A 17,132-nucleotide genomic window follows, 5' to 3' on the forward strand; every position below is an offset into this window, starting at 1 on the left:
GTGGCGAGCGTGTCGACACGTTGCAGCGGCTCTTCGCGGAATGGAGGGAATGTATGCAAGCGCGGTTCGACGCGCGCGTCTTGCCAACTACCGTTGCTGCCCTGCCGGATCCTGTCGGGCGCCGATCTGCCGGGGGTCAGGCGACATCCGGGCCAGGTAGCGAGCCACCGCCGGGATGTCTTCGTTCGACAAGGTGGCGGCGATGCCGTCCATCGCGCCGCTTGCGTCATGGCGCTCGCCGCTCTTGAACGCGGCAAGCTGGTGCGCGATATAGTGCTCTGCCTGGCCCGCAAGGCGCGGTGCCAGCTCCTTGCCCGTCAATGCTTCCCCATGGCAGGCCTGGCAGCTGCGCGCCTGGACCACGGCCTTGCCGCGCGCCTCGAGCGCGGCGTTCTCCATCGCATCCGGGCTGCCGGCGGGTGCCTGCCTTGCGTAATAAGCCGCCAGTGACCGGATCTGTTCGTCCGTCAGGTTCCTGGCGAGCGGCCCCATGGTGAGGTTGTCGCGCTGCCCGTTGGCGAACGCGCGCAATTGCGCCTCGAGATACGCTGCCGGCTGTCCGGCCAGAGCAGGGTACTCCGCGTTCCGGGATTGCCCGTGCGGGCCATGGCAGGCGAAGCAGGTCTCCGCAAACTGGGGCCAGGGGCCACTGGCCTGGCTTGCCTGGGCCTGGCGGTCCAGCGCCGTGCTGAACCGATGGTAGTCCAACAGGTCGGGAACGAGGAAGGCCGCCGCTGCCGCCGCTACCGCAGCCGTCGCGAACATCATGCGCTTCATCTTCATTTATGCCCCCGGGACGGGAGAGGGCAGCGGCGCTTGGAGCGCGCCGAGTGCATGCAGGGCGGCACGGTGTCCCGAACGCACGGCGCCGTCCATGGCGCCGGCCCAGATGTCGGCCGTCTCGGTCCCCGACCAGATCAGCCGTCCCAGCGGCGGATGCAAGTGCTGGCCCAGCTTTGTCCAGAACCCCGCGGGCATCGGATTGATGCAGCTCATCGACCAGGGGTCGACCTTGCCCCAGTCAAGGTCGTGGTATTGCGTGGGCTTGAGTGCCTGGTCTCCGAATGCCCTGGCATAGATGGCGGACAGGATGGGCTCGGCGGCTTTCGGGTCGGCCGGCAGGTAGGCGGGCTTGACGAAGGCGCTGAGCACGCCGACCGAGCCGTCCGGCGGCGAGTTGTCGACCGACCAGATCAGCGGGCCGTCGAGCGGCACCACCTGGCCGTTGAAGCCCTTCTCCCGCCAGAACGGCCGTGAGTAGACATGTGCGGCCTTGCGCATGGGCGCATGGGCAGGCCAGACGCGGTGCAACTGTGCCCGACCGGCGGGCAGAGGCGGATCGAACACAATCTGCTGGCACAGCGCCGGGTTCAGCGCGGCAATCACGTGGCGCGCGCGCACCACGCCCTGGTCGGTATGCAGTTCGACGATGTCGCGGTCCCAGCTGACGATCTTGCGCACTGGGCAGGACAATCGAACCTTGTCGCCGAGGTCTTGCGCCATCCGGATGCTGAGAATCTGCGAGCCGCCGACGAAGCGCGTTTCCTGCGCGCCGTCCTTGATCTTCTCGAGCGTGTCGTAGTCACTGTTCGCGCTGTTGATCACCGACAGGTAGTGCAGCAGCCCGAGTTGTGCGGGCGGCGCGCCGAGCGACAGTGTCGCCGCCATGCTGAAGGAGAACTTCTCCTCGTTGCTCAGGCCTTGCCGCGCCAGCCAGTCGCCAAGCGTCAACTTGTCGTATTCCGCCGCCTTCGATGCCTTCCATGGCGCGCCACTGGGTACGCCGCGCGCCATCTCGCTGAGCCTGGCGGCAACCTGTCCCTGGGCGCCGATGCCCCCATGCAGGTCCTGCGTCACGCGGAGCTTGTCGGCGAGGAATACGGTCTTGCCCGCGTAATAGGTGCCGAAGGTCTCGACGCCGAGCTCGCGCGCCAGGTCGGCAATGGCGGTCTGGCCGGGGCCGATCCACTGGCCGCCCGCTTCGGAGACTACGCTGTTGCCAAGGTCGTGGTTATAGGTGCGGCCGCCGACGCGGTTGCGCGCCTCCAGCACGACGAAGGACTGGCAGCCGGCGCGCTGCAGGTCGCGCGCGGCGGTCAGCCCGGCCAGGCCGGCGCCGAGGATGGCCACGTCCAGCACGTCGCGCTGGGCGCGTGCAGCGCCCGCGCGCAGTGGCGCGGCGTTGGCGGCATGCGGTGCGGCGGCCGCCGCCAGCGATGCGGCGCCCGCCGCTGCCGCAAGGCCGAGCAGCCGCCGCCGCGTGTGGGAGTCCGGCCCGGAGGCGGGCGCTCTTTTCCGTACCGCCTCGACCTGTGCCGCGCCAGGTCGGCGCCTTGTGTGCTCGCTCATTTTTTCGGTGAAAGCCAGAAATAGGATATGAAGCCGAATATAGGACGAAAAGACAAACAAGTCAAAAGCCCGTGGTACGACGTGGCTTCGGCATCGCTATGCGCCGGATCGCACGCGCCCGGGCAGGGAATACCCTGTCTTTTTTCTTCTTTCTATCTTTGTCATAGTTACCTAACTTTGTTGTGTTGGCCTATGAGAAAGGCCGATACGGAATGACAGGAGTTCACCCATGGATCAATCCAAGCGCAAGGCTTTCGCGGAGGACGGGGCCGTCCTTATCGAAGGCTGTCTCAATGCGGAACAGCTGGCACGGTGCAGGCACGCGTACGACTGGGGCGTCGAGAACCCCGGTCCCAACGCACACAGCCTGTTCGACGGCTCGGTGCAGAAGTCGCATGTCGACAACGCGAATCCCTTTGCCAAAGGCAGGCTGGATGAGCTGGCCGCGGCGCTGCCCTTTGGCTGCTTGCTTGCCGACCTGTGGGGCTCCGAGCACGTCTGGTATTTCGCCGAGGAACTGTTCCTGAAGACCGGCGGCAAGGCAGGGCGCTCGCCCTGGCACCAGGACACTTCCTACCTGCCCTGGGCCGGCAAGCACTTTGCCAACGCCTGGATCAGTTTCGAGGCCGTTCCCAAGCGCAACGCGCTGGAGATCGTCCGCGGCTCGCATCTGGGCACGCGTCACGACGGCAGCACCTTCCAGAACCCGGACGATCCCACCGAGCCCTTGCACGGTGGTGGCGTCTGGCCGCGGCTGCCGGACATCGAGGCCGAGCGCCGCGTCAATCCCGATGCCTACGACATCGTCTCCTGGGCGACCCGGCCCGGCGACGTGCTGCTGCTGCATCCCGGCGTGCTGCATGGGGGCGGTGCCGTCGACGCCGATTTCCCGGATCGCCACACCCTGGTGATGCGCTTCTTTGGCGACGATGCGGTCTTCAGTCCGCTGCCGGAGCACAGCGATTCGGGCTTCACGCCGGCGGGCGTCCTGTTTGTCGAGGAACTGGCATCGCTGAAAGCAGGCGATCCGTTCCGTTCCCCCTGCTTCCGTCAAATCTTCTGATGACGACCCCAACCATGAACCGACAATCCATCATTCCAACCGGCGCTGAGGCGCTCTACGACGCCCTCCATTTTTCACCGGCGACCCGGGTTGGCGACACCATCTGGGTCTCCGGGCAAGTCGGCATCGACGCCACCATGACCCCGGCAGAAGGGATGGAAGCGCAGGCGCGGCTCGCCTTCGAATCCCTGAAAGCGGTACTTGCGGCCGCCGGCGCCAGCCTGGCCGACGTCGTCGAACTGACGACCTATCACACCAGCCTTCGCAGCGAACTGGCCGACTTCACCAGGGTGAAGGACGAGTACATCCCGAATCGTTATCCGTCCTGGACTGCGGTCGGCGTGACCGAGCTGGCGTTGCCGGCGCTCTGTATCGAGATCCAGGCGGTTGCGGTAGCGGGCTGCGGCGCAACCTGAGTCCCGGTTGCTGTCAACAACTGCCGTTATTTTGCACCTATGTTTGTCATAGTGTCCTATGTTCGGCACTTTGTTTAAAAAATAAGAAGCCGGGACAGTAACCGGTTGAACCTGGTGGTAGGAGACACAGATGAAATACACGACATGGTTGATCAGCGCGGCCGTTGCGCTCGGTGGCGCAGCTTACGCCGCCGCTCCCGAGCAGGACATGGCCCGGCTCGGCAAGGACCTCACCCCGGTGGGTGCCGAGCGCGCCGGCAACAAGGACGGATCCATTCCGGAATGGACCGGTGGCGACATGAAGGCCCCCGGCGGCTGGAAGCCCGGCACGCCGCGCCCCGATCCCTATGCGAACGACAAGCGCCTGCTGTCGATCGACGCGTCCAACGTCGACCGCTACAAGGACAAGCTCGCACCCGGGCAGGTCGAGATGGTCAAGACCATCCCGGGCTACCGCATGGACGTCTATACGACGCGCCGTTCCTGCGGCTTCCCAGACTTCTACTACGAACGCACGAAGAAGAATGCGGCGAGCGCCAGGCTTGCCGACAACGGCCAGAACCTGGCCGAGGCGCTCGGCGCCGGCGTGCCGTTCCCGGTCCCGCAGAGCGGCGTCGAAGCGATGTGGAACCACAAGCTGCACTGGAAGGGCGAGGGCTTCCAGATGAGCTACGCGGGCTACATCCCGCCCAAGGGCAGCGAAAGCATCGGCGAGCCGCTCGGCCAGGAGGAATGGCAGATGTCGCCGATGTGGTCGCCGTCGAACAAGGGCGTCGCCGACGCGCGCGGCATCGAGAGCCTGTACCTCAATACCTTCACCAGCCCGCCGTCGATCGCCGGCGATGCCACGCTCACGCAATACAAGTTCGCCGAGGCCAACGACGTCTGGTTGTACTTTGCCAGCCAGCGCCGCGTGCGCCGCGCGCCGACGTATCAGTACGACGCGCCGCAACTCAATACGGAGAACCTGCTGACGGTCGACCAGTACATGCAGTTCAACGGCCCGTTGGATCGCTACGACTGGAAGCTGATCGGCAAGAAGGAGATGTACGTCCCGTACAACACGTACCGCGTCAACTCGTCCACGAACAAGGTCGAGGATGTCGTCAAGCCGAAGTTCCTCAGCCGCGACCACACGCGCTACGAGCTGCATCGCATGTGGGTGGTGGAGGCCACGCTCAAGTCCGGCATGCGCCATACCTTCCCCAAGCGCGTGTTCTACCTCGATGAAGACACCTGGACCATCCTGGTGGAAGACATGTACGACGCGCAAGGCAAGGTCTGGCGCACGACCGAGATGGGGCCGTACATGGCCTGGGAAATTCCGGCGTGCGTGTGGGCGGCCAACACCAGCTATGACCACCAGACCCGGCGCGCGGTGCTTGATCGCGTGGTCGCCGGCCACAAGGAGCCGGACTGGCTGGCCGCGCGCGAAGGGCGCCTGAAGGAGAAGACCTTCGAGCCGGAGGGCCTGCGCCGCTTCACCACGCGATAAAGCCGTGCGACAAAGGAGGAGACAATCATGAAACTGCGCGAAGTCGCAGAAGTGCGAGTGGACCGGGCGTTGGTTCGCACGGTGATGCTGGGTGTGCTGGCGGCGGCGGATGCCGGATCGGCTTACGCCGCCCAGTGGACCCTGGATAACGGCTGGCAGGTGGCCTTCGATTCAACCGTCTCGTTCGGCGTGGCGGTGCGCACGTCGAAAACGAACTGCAGCTTCGTCGGCAACGACAACGGCGGTTGCGTCGGCGACGCGCCGACGCCGCTGCAGCAGAGCAACCCCGCCGTGTTCTCGTCGAGCCTTGACGTGCTGCGCCTGAACCAGGACGGCGGCAACCTGAACTACAAGCGCTGGCAGCCGGTGTCCGCCAATGCGCAGTGGACCAGTGACCTGTACATCAAGGCCTCGGACGGCTGGAGCGGGCTGCTGCGCGGTGTCGTCAACTACGACTTCGCGGTCGACCACACCCGGCGCAGCGACCTCGATCCTTCCGCGCGGAACTTCGCCACCAGCAACCCGCGGCTGCTCGATGCCTACGTGACCAAGGAATTCGACATCGGCGAGCAGCAGGCCCGTGTGCGCGTCGGCAATCAGGTGCTCAGCTGGGGCGAGAACCTCTACATCCCGGGCGGCGTGAACTCGATCAATCCGATCTACCTGCCGTCCGCGCACCAGCCGGGCACGCCGCTGAAGAACCTGTTCATCCCGTCGCCGATGGTGTCGGCCAGCTCCTCGCTGGGCCCGGACCTGGGCATCGAGGCCTTCTACCAGTGGAAGTGGAACAGCTTTGTGTTCGATGCGCCCGGGACCTTCTTCTCGGCCAGCGATTTCGTGGGCAGCGGCGGGCGCGGCCTCTATATCCCGACCTCGACGGTCAACGCGGCGCTGGGTGCCGCGGGCATGCCGCCGCTTCCGCGCGCCACGATCGGCGACAACGGCACCAGGATCGTCGGCATCAATCCTGCGACCGGGCTGCCCTACAACCGCCGCCTCAGCGCCGGCGAGCTGGCGAACCCCGCCACCAACCCGGTGGGGCCGCTGCTCGGCACCGGCACATTCGTCCCGCGCGGCCCGGACAACAAGCCGACCAACGCCGGGCAGGGCGGGCTGGCGCTGCGCTACAAGTTCCCGGATACGGGCAACGAGCTCGGCTTCTACTACCAGCACTACAGCGACAAGGTGCCGTTCGTCAGCTACCAGGTGGGCAACACGACGGCCAACCCGTTCGGCTGGCAGGCGTCGCTCGACTACGGCAAGAACCGTGACCTGTTCGGCCTGTCGTACAACTTCCAGGCAGGCGAATGGGTGATCGGCACCGAGCTGTCATATCGGCCGCGGGATGGCGTTGCGATCGACCCCACCACGGTGATCGATCCGGGCAACCCGTACTACTGCAATGCACTGGCCGATTTCACAGTCAAGCCTGTTGGCAGCAGCTGCAAGGGCTGGGTCGACACGCAGCACTACCAGCTGCACCTGACCGGCATCCACATCATGTCGCCATCGGGATCGTTCGGCTGGCTGCTGCGCGCGCTGGGCGCGACCGAGGGCACCCTCACCGCCGAAGGCGCGCTGGCGTACTACCCGAAGCTCAAGCTCAACGCCGGCATTCCGTATGCGGTCACCGCCGACTACAAGCTGCCGACCAGGCTGTCGGCGGGCATGGTGCTCGCGGCGTCCGTGACCTATCCCAACATCTTCGGCACGCGTGCGTCGCTGTCGCCGGATATCGCGGTCATGCAGGGCATCGGCGGCTATTCGGCAACGGCATTGCCGGGTTTCGTCCAGGGCGCGGGCGCCGCCGTGATCGGTGCCACCATCGACTTCAAGACCAAGCCGGGGACCAAGATGCGCCTGGATTACACCCACAACTGGGGCGGTAGCGGCAGCAACCTGCTGCGCGACCGCGACTTTGTTTCCCTCAGCATGACTACCGCCTTCTGATGCTCGCACGTCTGATCACCCGTTTAGAAGCTGCCCTGTTCGGGCATCGCCTTCCTTTCCTGCTGCTGCTGGCGGGATTCACGGCAGCCATGGGCGTGCTGGGGGCGAAGCTCGAGCTCGAGGCCGGCTTCGAGAAGCAGCTGCCGCAGGGCCATGAGTACATCAAGACCTTCGAGCAGTATCGCGACCAGCTGTTCGGGGCCAACCGGCTGACCATCGCGGTCCAGGCCCGCGACGGCGACATCTGGAACGCTCAGGCGCTGACCCAGGTGCTCAAGGTCACCGAAGCCGTCACCTACCTGCCAGGCGTGGACCGGGCGAGCGTGACGTCACTGTGGACGCCCAATGTCTTCTTCACCGAGATCACCGAGGACGGCTTCCGTGCCGAGGCGGTGACCGGCGGCGACGTCGTGCCGGAGAAGCTCTCACCGGAGGTCATCGAAAAGGTGCGCCAGCGCGCCACTGCCGGCGGCCATATCGGCACCCTGGTGGCGCGTGACCAGACCAGCGCGCTGATCACCGCCGAGCTGGGCGATGTCGACCCGGGCACGGGCAGGAAGCTCGACTACATCCAGTTCAACCGGTTGCTGGAGGAGAAGATCCGGCGCCCGTTCGAGAACGCAGAGGTCGAAATCGAGATCATCGGCTTTGCCAAGCAGATCGGCGACATCGCCGACCGCGGCGCCGACGTCACGCGCTTCTTCGGCATCGCTTTCCTGCTCACCGGCCTCGCGGTCTATTGGTATTGCCGCTCGGTGCGCCTGACGCTGCTGCCACTGGGCTGCTCGCTGGTGTCGCTGGTCTGGCAGTTCGGCACGCTGCGGCTGCTCGGCTATGGCCTCGATCCGCTGGCGATCCTGGTGCCGTTCCTGGTGTTTGCGATCGGCGTCTCCCATGGGATCCAGCAGATCAACTTCATCGTCCGCGAGGTTGCGCATGGCACCGACTCGGCCATCGCCGCGCGCCGCAGCTTCACGGGTCTGCTGATTCCGGGGTCGCTGGCACTGGTCACCGCGCTGGTGAGCTTCGTCACGCTGATCCTGATCCCGATCCCGATGATCCGCGAGCTGGCGATCACCGCGGCGATCGGCGTGGGCTACAAGATCATCACAAACCTGATGATGCTGCCGGTGGCAGCGTCCTACTTCCGCTTTACGCCAGAGTTTGCCAGGCGGGCGCTGGCGCGGCGCGAGCGCCACAACGGCTGGCTGGAGGCGGTCGCGCGGATCGCGCAGCCTCGCTACGCGCTCGCCGTCACCCTTGCCGGCACGGCGGTGTTCGGCGTGGCGTTCTGGCAAAGCCAGGGCCGGCACGTCGGCAGCCTGCAGGCCGGCGCGCCCGAGCTGCGCGCGGATTCGCGCTACAACCAGGACGTCGCGGCGATCATCGACCGCTTCGACGTGGGCCTGGACTGGCTGACCGTCGTGTTCGAGGCCAAGGGGGAGCGGGAGGGCGAGGTGTGTTCCCGTGCCGACCAGCTGCTGTTCATCGACGATTTCGCCTGGCGCATGGCCAGCGTCACGGGGGTGGTCTCGACCGATTCGCTGGCCGCGCAGCTCAAGCTCTACAACGTCGGCATGAATGAGGGCAGCCCCAAGATGGCCACCGTGACGCGTGATCCGCGCGGGCTGGGTTCGCAATTCCAGGGCGTGAACAACCGTATCGCCGGACTTTCGTCGAGCGACTGCCGGGTGCAGGGCGTCAACCTCTACCTGCCCGACCATCGCGCAACCACGATCAAGTCCGTGGTCGGGGCCGTCAGGGAGTTCCGCGACGCCAACCGGCTAGACGGTGTGGCGATCCGGCTGGCGAGCGGCAACGCGGGCGTCCAGGCGGCCACCAACGAGGTGCTGGAGGAGAGCGAGCTGCCCATGATGCTCTACGTCTACGCCGCCATCCTGGCGCTGGTGTTCCTGGTGTATCGGGACTGGCGCGCGATGGTCGCCTGCTGCCTGCCGCTGACCGTGGCCACCTGGATCGGCTACTGGTTCATGAAAGAGCTGGAGATCGGCCTGACGGTAGCGACATTGCCGGTGATGGTGCTCGCAGTCGGCATTGGCGTCGACTACGCCTTTTACATCTACAACCGCCTGCAGGTGCAACTGGCCAACGGCCTTGAATTCACCCGGGCGCTGGAAGCCGCGATGAAGGAGACGGGTCTCGCCACCGTTTTCACCGCGATCACGCTGTCGGTCGGCGTGGCCACCTGGATGTTCTCGAGCCTGAAGTTCCAGGCCGATATGGGCGCGCTGCTGACCTTCATGTTCCTCGTCAACATGGTCATGGCAATCACGCTGCTTCCGGCGTTCGCGGCGGTGCTGGAGCGGTTCTTCCCCCGGCGCGGTGCGGTGCACATGCCGGAAATCCTGAAGCACTAGCGACAAGGAGATGCTTTCGATGCCTTCTTACCGATCTCTCTCCCTGGCCGCGATCGCGCTGTCGCTTGCCTGCCCGGTCCGGGCCGCAGAATCTGCGAACCAAGCTGCGAGCCAGCCATCAATCAAGCCTTCAACCCAGCCTGCGAACCAGCCTGCGACCCAGCCCGCCGCCGCGCCGCGCTGGCCCACCATGGAGCCGGCCCGGCGCGTGGCAAACGTCCATACGGCACCGCTGCTCGCCTCCGCACGCGCCGGCGGCCGCACCGTCGCGGTAGGCGACCATGGCGTCATCCTGCTGTCCGATGACGGCATCCGTTTCCGCCAGGCGAAGTCGGTGCCGGTGCGCACGCTGTTGACTTCGGTCCAGTTCGTCGATGCGCGGCGCGGCTATGCCGCGGGCCACGATGGCGTGGTGCTCGGCACGCAGGACGGCGGCGAGACCTGGGCGCTGCTGCGCAGCGAACCCGGCGTGGAGCAGCCCATCCTTGCCCTCCATTTCGACACGCCGGAACACGGCTTCGGCGTGGGCCTGTATGGCTGGGCGATCGAGACCCGCGACGCAGGCCGGAGCTGGACCGAGCGGCGGATCGAGGCCGGCGAGAACGCTGACCGCCACCTGCTGCACCTGTTCGCCTCCGGCCGAGGCACGCTGTTCATCACGGGCGAGGCCGGCACCATCCTGCGCTCCACCGACCGGGGCAAGTCGTGGCAGGCGGCGTCCGGGGCGGACAAGGGTTCGCTCTGGTACGGGCTGGCGCTGTCCGACGGCACGCTGCTGGTTTGCGGCATGCGCGGCCACCTCTACCGCAGCAGCGACGATGGCAGGACGTGGCAGGCGGTTGCCTCGCAGACCACGCAATCGCTGACCGGCATTGCCGAACTTGCCGACGGCAATGTCGTCGTGGTCGGCATGGGAGGAATCGTGCTCGACAGCCGAGACAAGGGCAGGACCTTCGCGGCCACGCAACGTCCGGACCAGGAATCGCTCACCGCGGTGCTCGCGGACGGCGCGCGGCCGCTGCTGCTGTCGATGGCGGGGCCGCTGCCAGGGGCGGGTCCCGGCGGGCGCTAGCCGCTGGCGCGCCTCCCTACGAAAACGGAAACTCCATGCGTCGCTCAGGAGCCTGAGCGGCATGGCTTCATCACCCTGAATTCTTCAAGCAACGCCAAACAACTCTCAAGGAGACAACCATGGCAAAGCACCCCGTCGTCGTCTACGGCGCAAGCGGCTATACCGGCATGCTGATCATGGACTGGCTGATCGACCAGAACATCCCGTTCACAGCAGTCGCACGTAACGCTGGCCGTGCCAGGGAAATGATGGCGCAGCGCGTCGTTCGGCTCGAGTCCGCCGAGTATGAACTGATCGAGGCGGATCATGATGTGGACACGCTCGTGAAGGCCTTCAGCGGCGCGAAGGTGGTATGCAATACCGTAGGGCCGTTCTCCACGGTCGGGCTGGTCGGTGTCGAAGCCGCGCTGAAGGCTGGCTGCCACTACCTCGACACCACCGGCGAGCAGCCCTACATCCGCAAGGTGCGCGACCAGTTCGGGGAACTGTTCCGGCAGGCCGGGCTGCTGGTGTCGTCCTCTAATGCGTACATGTACACGTTCGCCGAGATCGCAGCCGAACTCGCGCTCGAGACGCACGGAGTCGATGCACTGGAGACGGCCACGTTGACCCGCGGTCCGCGCGGAGCCAGTGCCGGCATCAGCGTGGGCTCGACCGCGACGATCTTCGAAGGCTATCGCCACGAATCTTGCTATTTGTGGGAAAAGAAGCTGACGCCGCACGCACCGCATGCGTCGTTCAATGTCGTCGATCCCGCTTTCATGCAACCGGTGTTCTGCTTGCCCTGGGGCGGCACGTCGTTGCCCGTCTACTTCGAGCAGGATCCGCGCGTGCGCAGCTGCATCTCCAGCGTGGGCTTCTACGACAACAACGCGATGCAGATGGTTCACGCGCTCGGCCAGAAATGGGATGCCGAGTACAAGGACTTGCCGCGCGAGCAACAGGACGCGGTGCTGAAGCAGATCGTCGATTCAACTACGCCGGCGATGCCGCCGCGCGAGCGCACCACGGTGCAGCGCACGGTTGACTTTGCCATCGGCCGCGGCCAGCTCGCCTCGGTGCGGGCGACCGTGCACGGGACCACGCCGTACATCGCCACCGGTGCGATCCACGCGGCCGGCGTCATCAAGCTGCTCGACGGCGACACCGCCAGGGTCGGCTTTGCCTCTGGCTCGAAGGCGTTCGGGCACCGCTACCTGCTCGGCTTCCTGGAGCAGCGGGGCCTGGCGCGCGCGACGGTGTCGCACCTGTAACTGCCATGCCGCGCTTGCTCCGGGGCAAGCGCGGCGAGTTGGCTACACCGCAGTTTCTGAGGAATAAATGAAATGGCAGTGATCGATTTTTTTGACCGGGGGTGGCGCATCAACCCTCACGGCATCGCCTACATCCAGGACGAGCGCCGGTTTTCGTTCCAGGAGATCGGCGAATTGTCCTGCCGCATCGCCAACGGGCTGATCGAAGCAGGGTTCGGCAAGGAGACGAAGGCCGCCGTGTGGGCGGACAATGACGTCAGCGCCTGGAGTTGTGCACTGGGAACGTGGCGCGCCGGGATGGTGTACATCCCGGTCAACGGGCGCAACGTTCCCGCCGAGAACCAGTACATACTCGATGCATTCGACTGCGAGGTGCTCTTCTTCCAGGAGGTCTTCGCGCCGGTGATCGAAGGGCTGCGCGCCAGCCTGCCCAAGATCAGGCTCTGGGTATGCGTCGATGCGGACCTGCCGTGGGCGCCGTCGCTCGCGACCTGGAGCGCGGGCCAGTCCGCCAATGCACCGCGGATCGAATACCAGATGGACGACGTGGTGACGTTGTCGGCTACCGGCGGTACGACAGGCAAGCCCAAGGGCGTGATGAACACGCACCGCGCCTATCAGGTCTACTTCGCGCAGTTCATGATGGCGTTCCCCTACGGGACGGAGCGGCCGGTGAACCTCGCGGCGGCACCGATGACCCACACAGCCGGCATGCTCTCGCTACCTTGCACGGCGCGAGGCGGCACCGTCGTGGTCGTCACCAAGCCGGATCCGGCATCCGTGCTCGGCGCGATTGCAACGCACCGGGTCACGGAGTTCTTCCTGCCGCCGACGGTCATCTATCGCCTGCTCGACATCCCCGGAATCGAGAAGCAGGATTTTTCGTCGCTCAAGTGCTTTCTCTATGGTGCCGCGCCGATGGCTGTCGAGAAGCTCAAGCGCGCGATCGAGGTGTTTGGACCAGTGATGGCCGGCGGCTACGGCCAGACCGAGGCGCCGGCATCGATTTCCTACCTGACCCCGGCCGAGCACTTTGTCGGCGGACAGCTGGCTTCCGACGCGCGTCTGTCCTCTGTCGGCCGTCCCAATCCACTGATCCGTGTGGAGATCCTGAACGCACGCGGCGAAGTGTTGCCGTCCGGAGAGAGCGGCGAGATCTGCGTGCGAGGCGACCTTGTCATGAAAGGCTACTACAAGGCTCCCGAGAAGACCGCCGAGACCATCGTCGATGGCTGGCTGCATACCGGCGACATCGGGCACCTCGACGATGATGGTTACCTGCACATCACCGACCGCAAGAAGGACATGATCATCAGCGGCGGGTTCAACGTCTACCCGAGCGAAGTGGAGCAGGTGATCTGGGGGCATCCGGCGGTGCAGGACTGCGCGGTGATCGGCGTGCCGGACGACACCTGGGGCGAAGCGGTGAAGGCAGTCGTGGAGCTCAATGCGGGCCACGACGTCAGCGCCGACGAGTTGCTCGCGCTTTGCAAGCAGAAACTCGGGTCGGTCAAGGCGCCCAAGAGCATTGACTTCGTCGCCGCGCTGCCGCGCAGCCCGGTGGGCAAGGTATTGAAGAAAGACCTGCGCGAGCAGTACTGGCAGGGCCTGCAACGCAAGATCTGACCCTGACCAACCTGGACCGGGAAGCCCGGTAAAGACATAACATGAGCAACATCTACATCGCTGGTATCGCCATGACCGTGTTCGGTCGGCACTTCGAGCGCAGCATCGACGATCTCGCGGGAGAAGCGCTGCGCGGGGCGCTGCAAGACGCCGGTTGCGGCACCAGCGCCATCGGCTCGGCATTCTATGCCGGCATCACCAATGGCGCGCTGCAGGGACAGGCTTCGATCCCGGGCCAGGTCGTGTTCAGCAAGATCGGCATCGGTGGCATTCCGGTATTCAACGTGGAGAATGCCTGCGCCTCCGGCAGCACCGCCGTCCACCTCGCGGTGCAGCAGCTCAGGGCGGGCGCCTGCGACGTCGCGCTGGCGCTTGGCGCGGAGAAGATGAACGTCGCGGACAAGGCAAAGTCGTTCGCGCTGTTCGAGGCCGGGTGGGACGTGTCCCGCGTGGAAGAGAATTTTGCCACGCTGGCGCGGCTGGGTGACGGCATCGTGCCGCCGCCCGGATCGGAGTCTGACCGCCCGTACAGCCGCTTCATGAAGATCTATGCCGCGATGTGCCGGCACCACATGAAGACGTACGGCACGACACAGCGGCAGATCGCCGCGGTGTCCGCCAAGAACCACCAGCACTCGGTGCACAATCCGCACTCGCAGTTCCGGCAGGCGTTCACCGTCGACGAGGTGCTCGCCGCACCGCCGATCAGCTACCCGATCACGCTGCCGATGTGCGCGCCCATCTCGGACGGAGCCGCCGCCGCCATCCTCTGCACCGAAGAAGGCCTCAAGCGCATCGGCGCCGATCGCAGCCGCTGTATTCGGATTGCAGCTAGCGTGATTCGCAGCTTCACGCACCGCAGCGTCGACGAGCCGCACCGGGGCATCGGCCGCCTCGCCGCGCTGCAGGCATACGAGCAGGCCGGCCTCGGCCCGCAAGACATGGATGTCGCCGAGGTCCACGACGCCTCCGCGATGGGCGAAATCATCCAGGCCGAGAACCTCGGGCTGGTGCCGTTCGGCGAAGGCGGGCCGGCGGCCGAGCGCGGCGACTTCACGCTGGGCGGGCGCATCCCGATCAACACCTCCGGAGGTCTCGAATCCAAGGGGCATCCGCTGGGCGCAACGGGTATCGGGCAGCTCTATGAGCTGGTGACGCAACTGCGCGGCGAAGCGGGCGTGCGGCAAGTAGCCGGCGCGCGCCATGCGATCCAGGAGAACGGCGGCGGCTTGCAGGGAGTCGAAGAAGCTGCGCTGGCGGTTCATATCCTGAGCAAACCGTGAAGGGGACAGAGATGGCCGGCAGTACTGGGAATACGTATCGCCCGCTTGGCGGGTGGGTGGAAATGCCGGAGGCACCGCAACCTGAGCTTGAAGGCGACGTCAGCGCAGACGTGGTGATCGTCGGCGCTGGCTTTGCCGGGCTGTCCACTGCCTTGGAGCTGGCTGCGCGCGGGGCGAAGGTGGTCGTTCTCGAACGCGAGTTCGCCGGCTTCGGCGCCAGCGGACGCAACGCCGGCTACCTCGCCGGTGGGCAGGGGCTTGAGTACGACCTGTTCCTGAAGCGCGTCGGGCGCGAGCAGGCGCGCGGTATCGTCGGGTTCTACGATGCGGGCGTCGGCTACGTGGAGGGCAAGCTCCGCGATTACGGGATCGACTGCGACTACAACGCCTCGGGCATCATCCGCGCGGCCGTCCATCCGTCGCAGGAGAAAAAGCTGCGCAGGCGTATGCAGGTTGGCATCGAGCTGGGATCGCCCGCGGAATTCCTGGACCAGGCGGCAATGCGGGCGCGCGGCATCCCGCCGGCGTTCCTGTTTGGCGCCTATTCACCGGGCGGCGGAACGCTGGATCCCGGCAAGTATGTGATGGGGCTGAGGCGCGCGGCGCTGCGGGCCGGCGTCAGGATCTATGAGAACACCACGCTGCAATCCTGGGTCGATGGCCCCGTCGTCAGGGCGCTGACCGCGCGCGGCAGCGCCAGCGCGCCGTTCCTGGTGCTGGCCACCAACGCCTATACGCCGCAGCTCGGCCTGCTGCGCGACAAGGTGATGCCGCTGCGGGTCTCGGCGATCGAGACCGAACCACTGTCCGCCAGGCAGCTGGCATCGCTGGGGTGGGCGCGGCGCGAAGGCATCGTGACCTCGCACTGGACGATGGAAAGCCACCGCCTGACGGCGCGCGACACGCTGGTGCTGACCACGAAGCGGCTGCACTATGTCTATGGCCGCCAGACCCCGAGTGTGCCCGACACGTCAGCCTACCGGCAACTGGCGCAGGGATTGCATGAGCGCTTCCCGACCCTTGATGGAGTTGCGATCCGCGCATGCTGGAGCGGCTATATTAGCTTTGCCTATGATGCTCTGCCGGTGGTCGGTGAGGCCGGCGCACAGCGGAACATTCTCTATGCGGCGGGCTGTTCCGGGCATGGCGTCGGCACCCAGTCGCTGATGGGACGGCTGCTTGCCGAACGGATTGGCGGCACCGAGCCCGCGCTGCTATCGACGTTGCGGCACCAGACACCGTCGACGCTGCCCGAACCGCTGCAGTGGTGTGTGGTTAACTCCGCGCTTGGCGTTGCGAATGCGATGGACGACAGAGTGAACCGCAAGGCGCGCTCGGCAGCACGCCGCTGAAATGCGGGGTCAGGCGCTTTGAGGGGCGTCCGCTATAATGTTGTCCGCCCTGGGCGGCGTTGGCGCGATCCTTCCACGGGGCAAACCAGTCCTGACTCAAAGCGAATAACGATGACAGTGCCAAAGGAATCACGGGCGGAATCACGGGCCGAGCCACGGACCAGAAAGCGGCGCGCAACGAGCGCGGCAACTGTCGGAGCGGACCCCGACAGCCTGCGGGCGCAAGGCGTGCGCACGCGCAATGCCATTGTCCGTGTCGCACGCAAGCTGTTGCTCGAAGGCGGCAGCCTGGAATTCTCGCTGCGCGCCGTCGCGCTCGGCGCGGGCATCAGCATCAGCAACCTCCAGTACTACTTCCCCACGCGGCAGGCCGTCTTGCGGGCGGTCATGGCGCCGATCATCGATGCCTACCTCGATGACCTCAAGCTTGCCCTGGACAACAGCGTTTCGCCGCGCGAGTCGCTCAACACGCTGCTGCAGAAGGTGCTCAGCGATGCCCGGAATTCCAAGGATTCGGCGCTGTGGTGGCACTTCGTCTCGCTGACGTCGACCGATCCCGAATGTGCCCGGATGTACGACGAGTGGTATGACACGCTGACGCGCGGCATCGCCGAACTGGTGCGCGCAGTGAATCCGGAACGCAAGCGTGCCGAGAGCCTGCAGACGGCTTCGCTGCTGATCGCCATGGCGGACGGGCTCGCACTGCAGCTCGGCACGGGGCGGCGCAGACGCGAAATCCCGGCCGGCGTCGACGCGGCATTCCTGGCTGCCGTGAGGCAGCTGGTGCTGGGACAGGCTGAACTGGCCAAAGAGACCGACTAGCTGTCGGTGCTTGCGATGGGTTGAGAAGGCAGGGAATACCCTGTCTTTTTTTTCGCCCCTATGTTTGTCAATA

The 17,132-nt window shown here is 65.9% G+C and carries 13 protein-coding genes; 11 read left to right on the top strand and 2 right to left on the bottom strand.

Going from position 1 to position 17,132, the window contains the following annotated elements; translation table 11 throughout:
* Positions 1–87 precede the first annotated feature (87 nt).
* Both AB1I47_RS08180 and AB1I47_RS08185 read right to left on the bottom strand, forming a co-directional pair.
* Positions 88–783 (bottom strand): c-type cytochrome, encoded by a 696-nt coding sequence (locus AB1I47_RS08180; RefSeq protein ID WP_354683276.1) that lies wholly within the window; start codon positions 781–783, stop codon positions 88–90.
* Complete coding sequence (locus AB1I47_RS08185) at positions 784–2,349, bottom strand: flavin monoamine oxidase family protein (protein WP_354683277.1); 1,566 nt, start codon at positions 2,347–2,349, stop codon at positions 784–786. It abuts the gene before it with no gap.
* A 229-nt stretch (positions 2,350–2,578) separates the two neighbouring features.
* Here AB1I47_RS08185 and AB1I47_RS08190 point away from each other — a divergent pair, with 229 nt between their 5' ends.
* The 11 genes from AB1I47_RS08190 to AB1I47_RS08240 all read left to right on the top strand — a co-directional run bounded on the left by AB1I47_RS08190 (position 2,579) and on the right by AB1I47_RS08240 (position 17,059).
* On the top strand, positions 2,579–3,412 hold the full coding sequence (locus tag AB1I47_RS08190; protein ID WP_354683278.1) for a phytanoyl-CoA dioxygenase family protein: 834 nt from the start codon (positions 2,579–2,581) through the stop codon (positions 3,410–3,412).
* Positions 3,413–3,426: 14 nt separating this feature from the next.
* Complete coding sequence (locus AB1I47_RS08195) at positions 3,427–3,828, top strand: RidA family protein (RefSeq protein WP_354683279.1); 402 nt, start codon at positions 3,427–3,429, stop codon at positions 3,826–3,828.
* 130 nt (positions 3,829–3,958) lie between these two features.
* Positions 3,959–5,323 (top strand): DUF1329 domain-containing protein, encoded by a 1,365-nt coding sequence (locus tag AB1I47_RS08200; protein ID WP_354683280.1) that lies wholly within the window; start codon positions 3,959–3,961, stop codon positions 5,321–5,323.
* A gap of 27 nt (positions 5,324–5,350) precedes the next feature.
* The gene (locus AB1I47_RS08205; RefSeq protein ID WP_354683281.1) at positions 5,351–7,273 is read left to right on the top strand and encodes a DUF1302 domain-containing protein; all 1,923 of its coding nucleotides are present in this window, start codon (positions 5,351–5,353) and stop codon (positions 7,271–7,273) included.
* A complete protein-coding gene (locus AB1I47_RS08210; RefSeq protein ID WP_354683282.1) occupies positions 7,273–9,651 on the top strand; it encodes an efflux RND transporter permease subunit in 2,379 nt (792 codons plus the stop codon). The genes AB1I47_RS08205 and AB1I47_RS08210 overlap by 1 nt, the downstream gene beginning before the upstream one ends.
* A gap of 208 nt (positions 9,652–9,859) precedes the next feature.
* On the top strand, positions 9,860–10,723 hold the full coding sequence (locus AB1I47_RS08215; protein ID WP_354683283.1) for a WD40/YVTN/BNR-like repeat-containing protein: 864 nt from the start codon (positions 9,860–9,862) through the stop codon (positions 10,721–10,723).
* 119 nt (positions 10,724–10,842) lie between these two features.
* The gene (locus tag AB1I47_RS08220) at positions 10,843–11,976 is read left to right on the top strand and encodes a saccharopine dehydrogenase family protein (RefSeq protein WP_354683284.1); all 1,134 of its coding nucleotides are present in this window, start codon (positions 10,843–10,845) and stop codon (positions 11,974–11,976) included.
* 72 nt (positions 11,977–12,048) lie between these two features.
* A complete protein-coding gene (locus AB1I47_RS08225; protein ID WP_354683285.1) occupies positions 12,049–13,602 on the top strand; it encodes an AMP-binding protein in 1,554 nt (517 codons plus the stop codon).
* Between the two features lie 41 nt (positions 13,603–13,643).
* Positions 13,644–14,885, top strand: a complete 1,242-nt coding sequence (locus AB1I47_RS08230; protein ID WP_354683286.1) for a thiolase family protein — start codon at positions 13,644–13,646, stop codon at positions 14,883–14,885.
* Positions 14,886–14,896: 11 nt separating this feature from the next.
* Positions 14,897–16,237 carry an NAD(P)/FAD-dependent oxidoreductase gene (locus tag AB1I47_RS08235; RefSeq protein ID WP_354683287.1) on the top strand — a complete coding sequence of 447 codons (1,341 nt, stop codon included), beginning with the start codon at positions 14,897–14,899 and terminating at the stop codon, positions 16,235–16,237.
* A 111-nt stretch (positions 16,238–16,348) separates the two neighbouring features.
* On the top strand, positions 16,349–17,059 hold the full coding sequence (locus tag AB1I47_RS08240; RefSeq protein WP_407935810.1) for a TetR/AcrR family transcriptional regulator: 711 nt from the start codon (positions 16,349–16,351) through the stop codon (positions 17,057–17,059).
* The last annotated feature ends 73 nt before the right edge of the window (positions 17,060–17,132 follow it).

It is taken from the genome of Cupriavidus necator, assembly GCF_040578825.1.
Taxonomy (GTDB): domain Bacteria; phylum Pseudomonadota; class Gammaproteobacteria; order Burkholderiales; family Burkholderiaceae; genus Cupriavidus; species Cupriavidus necator_E.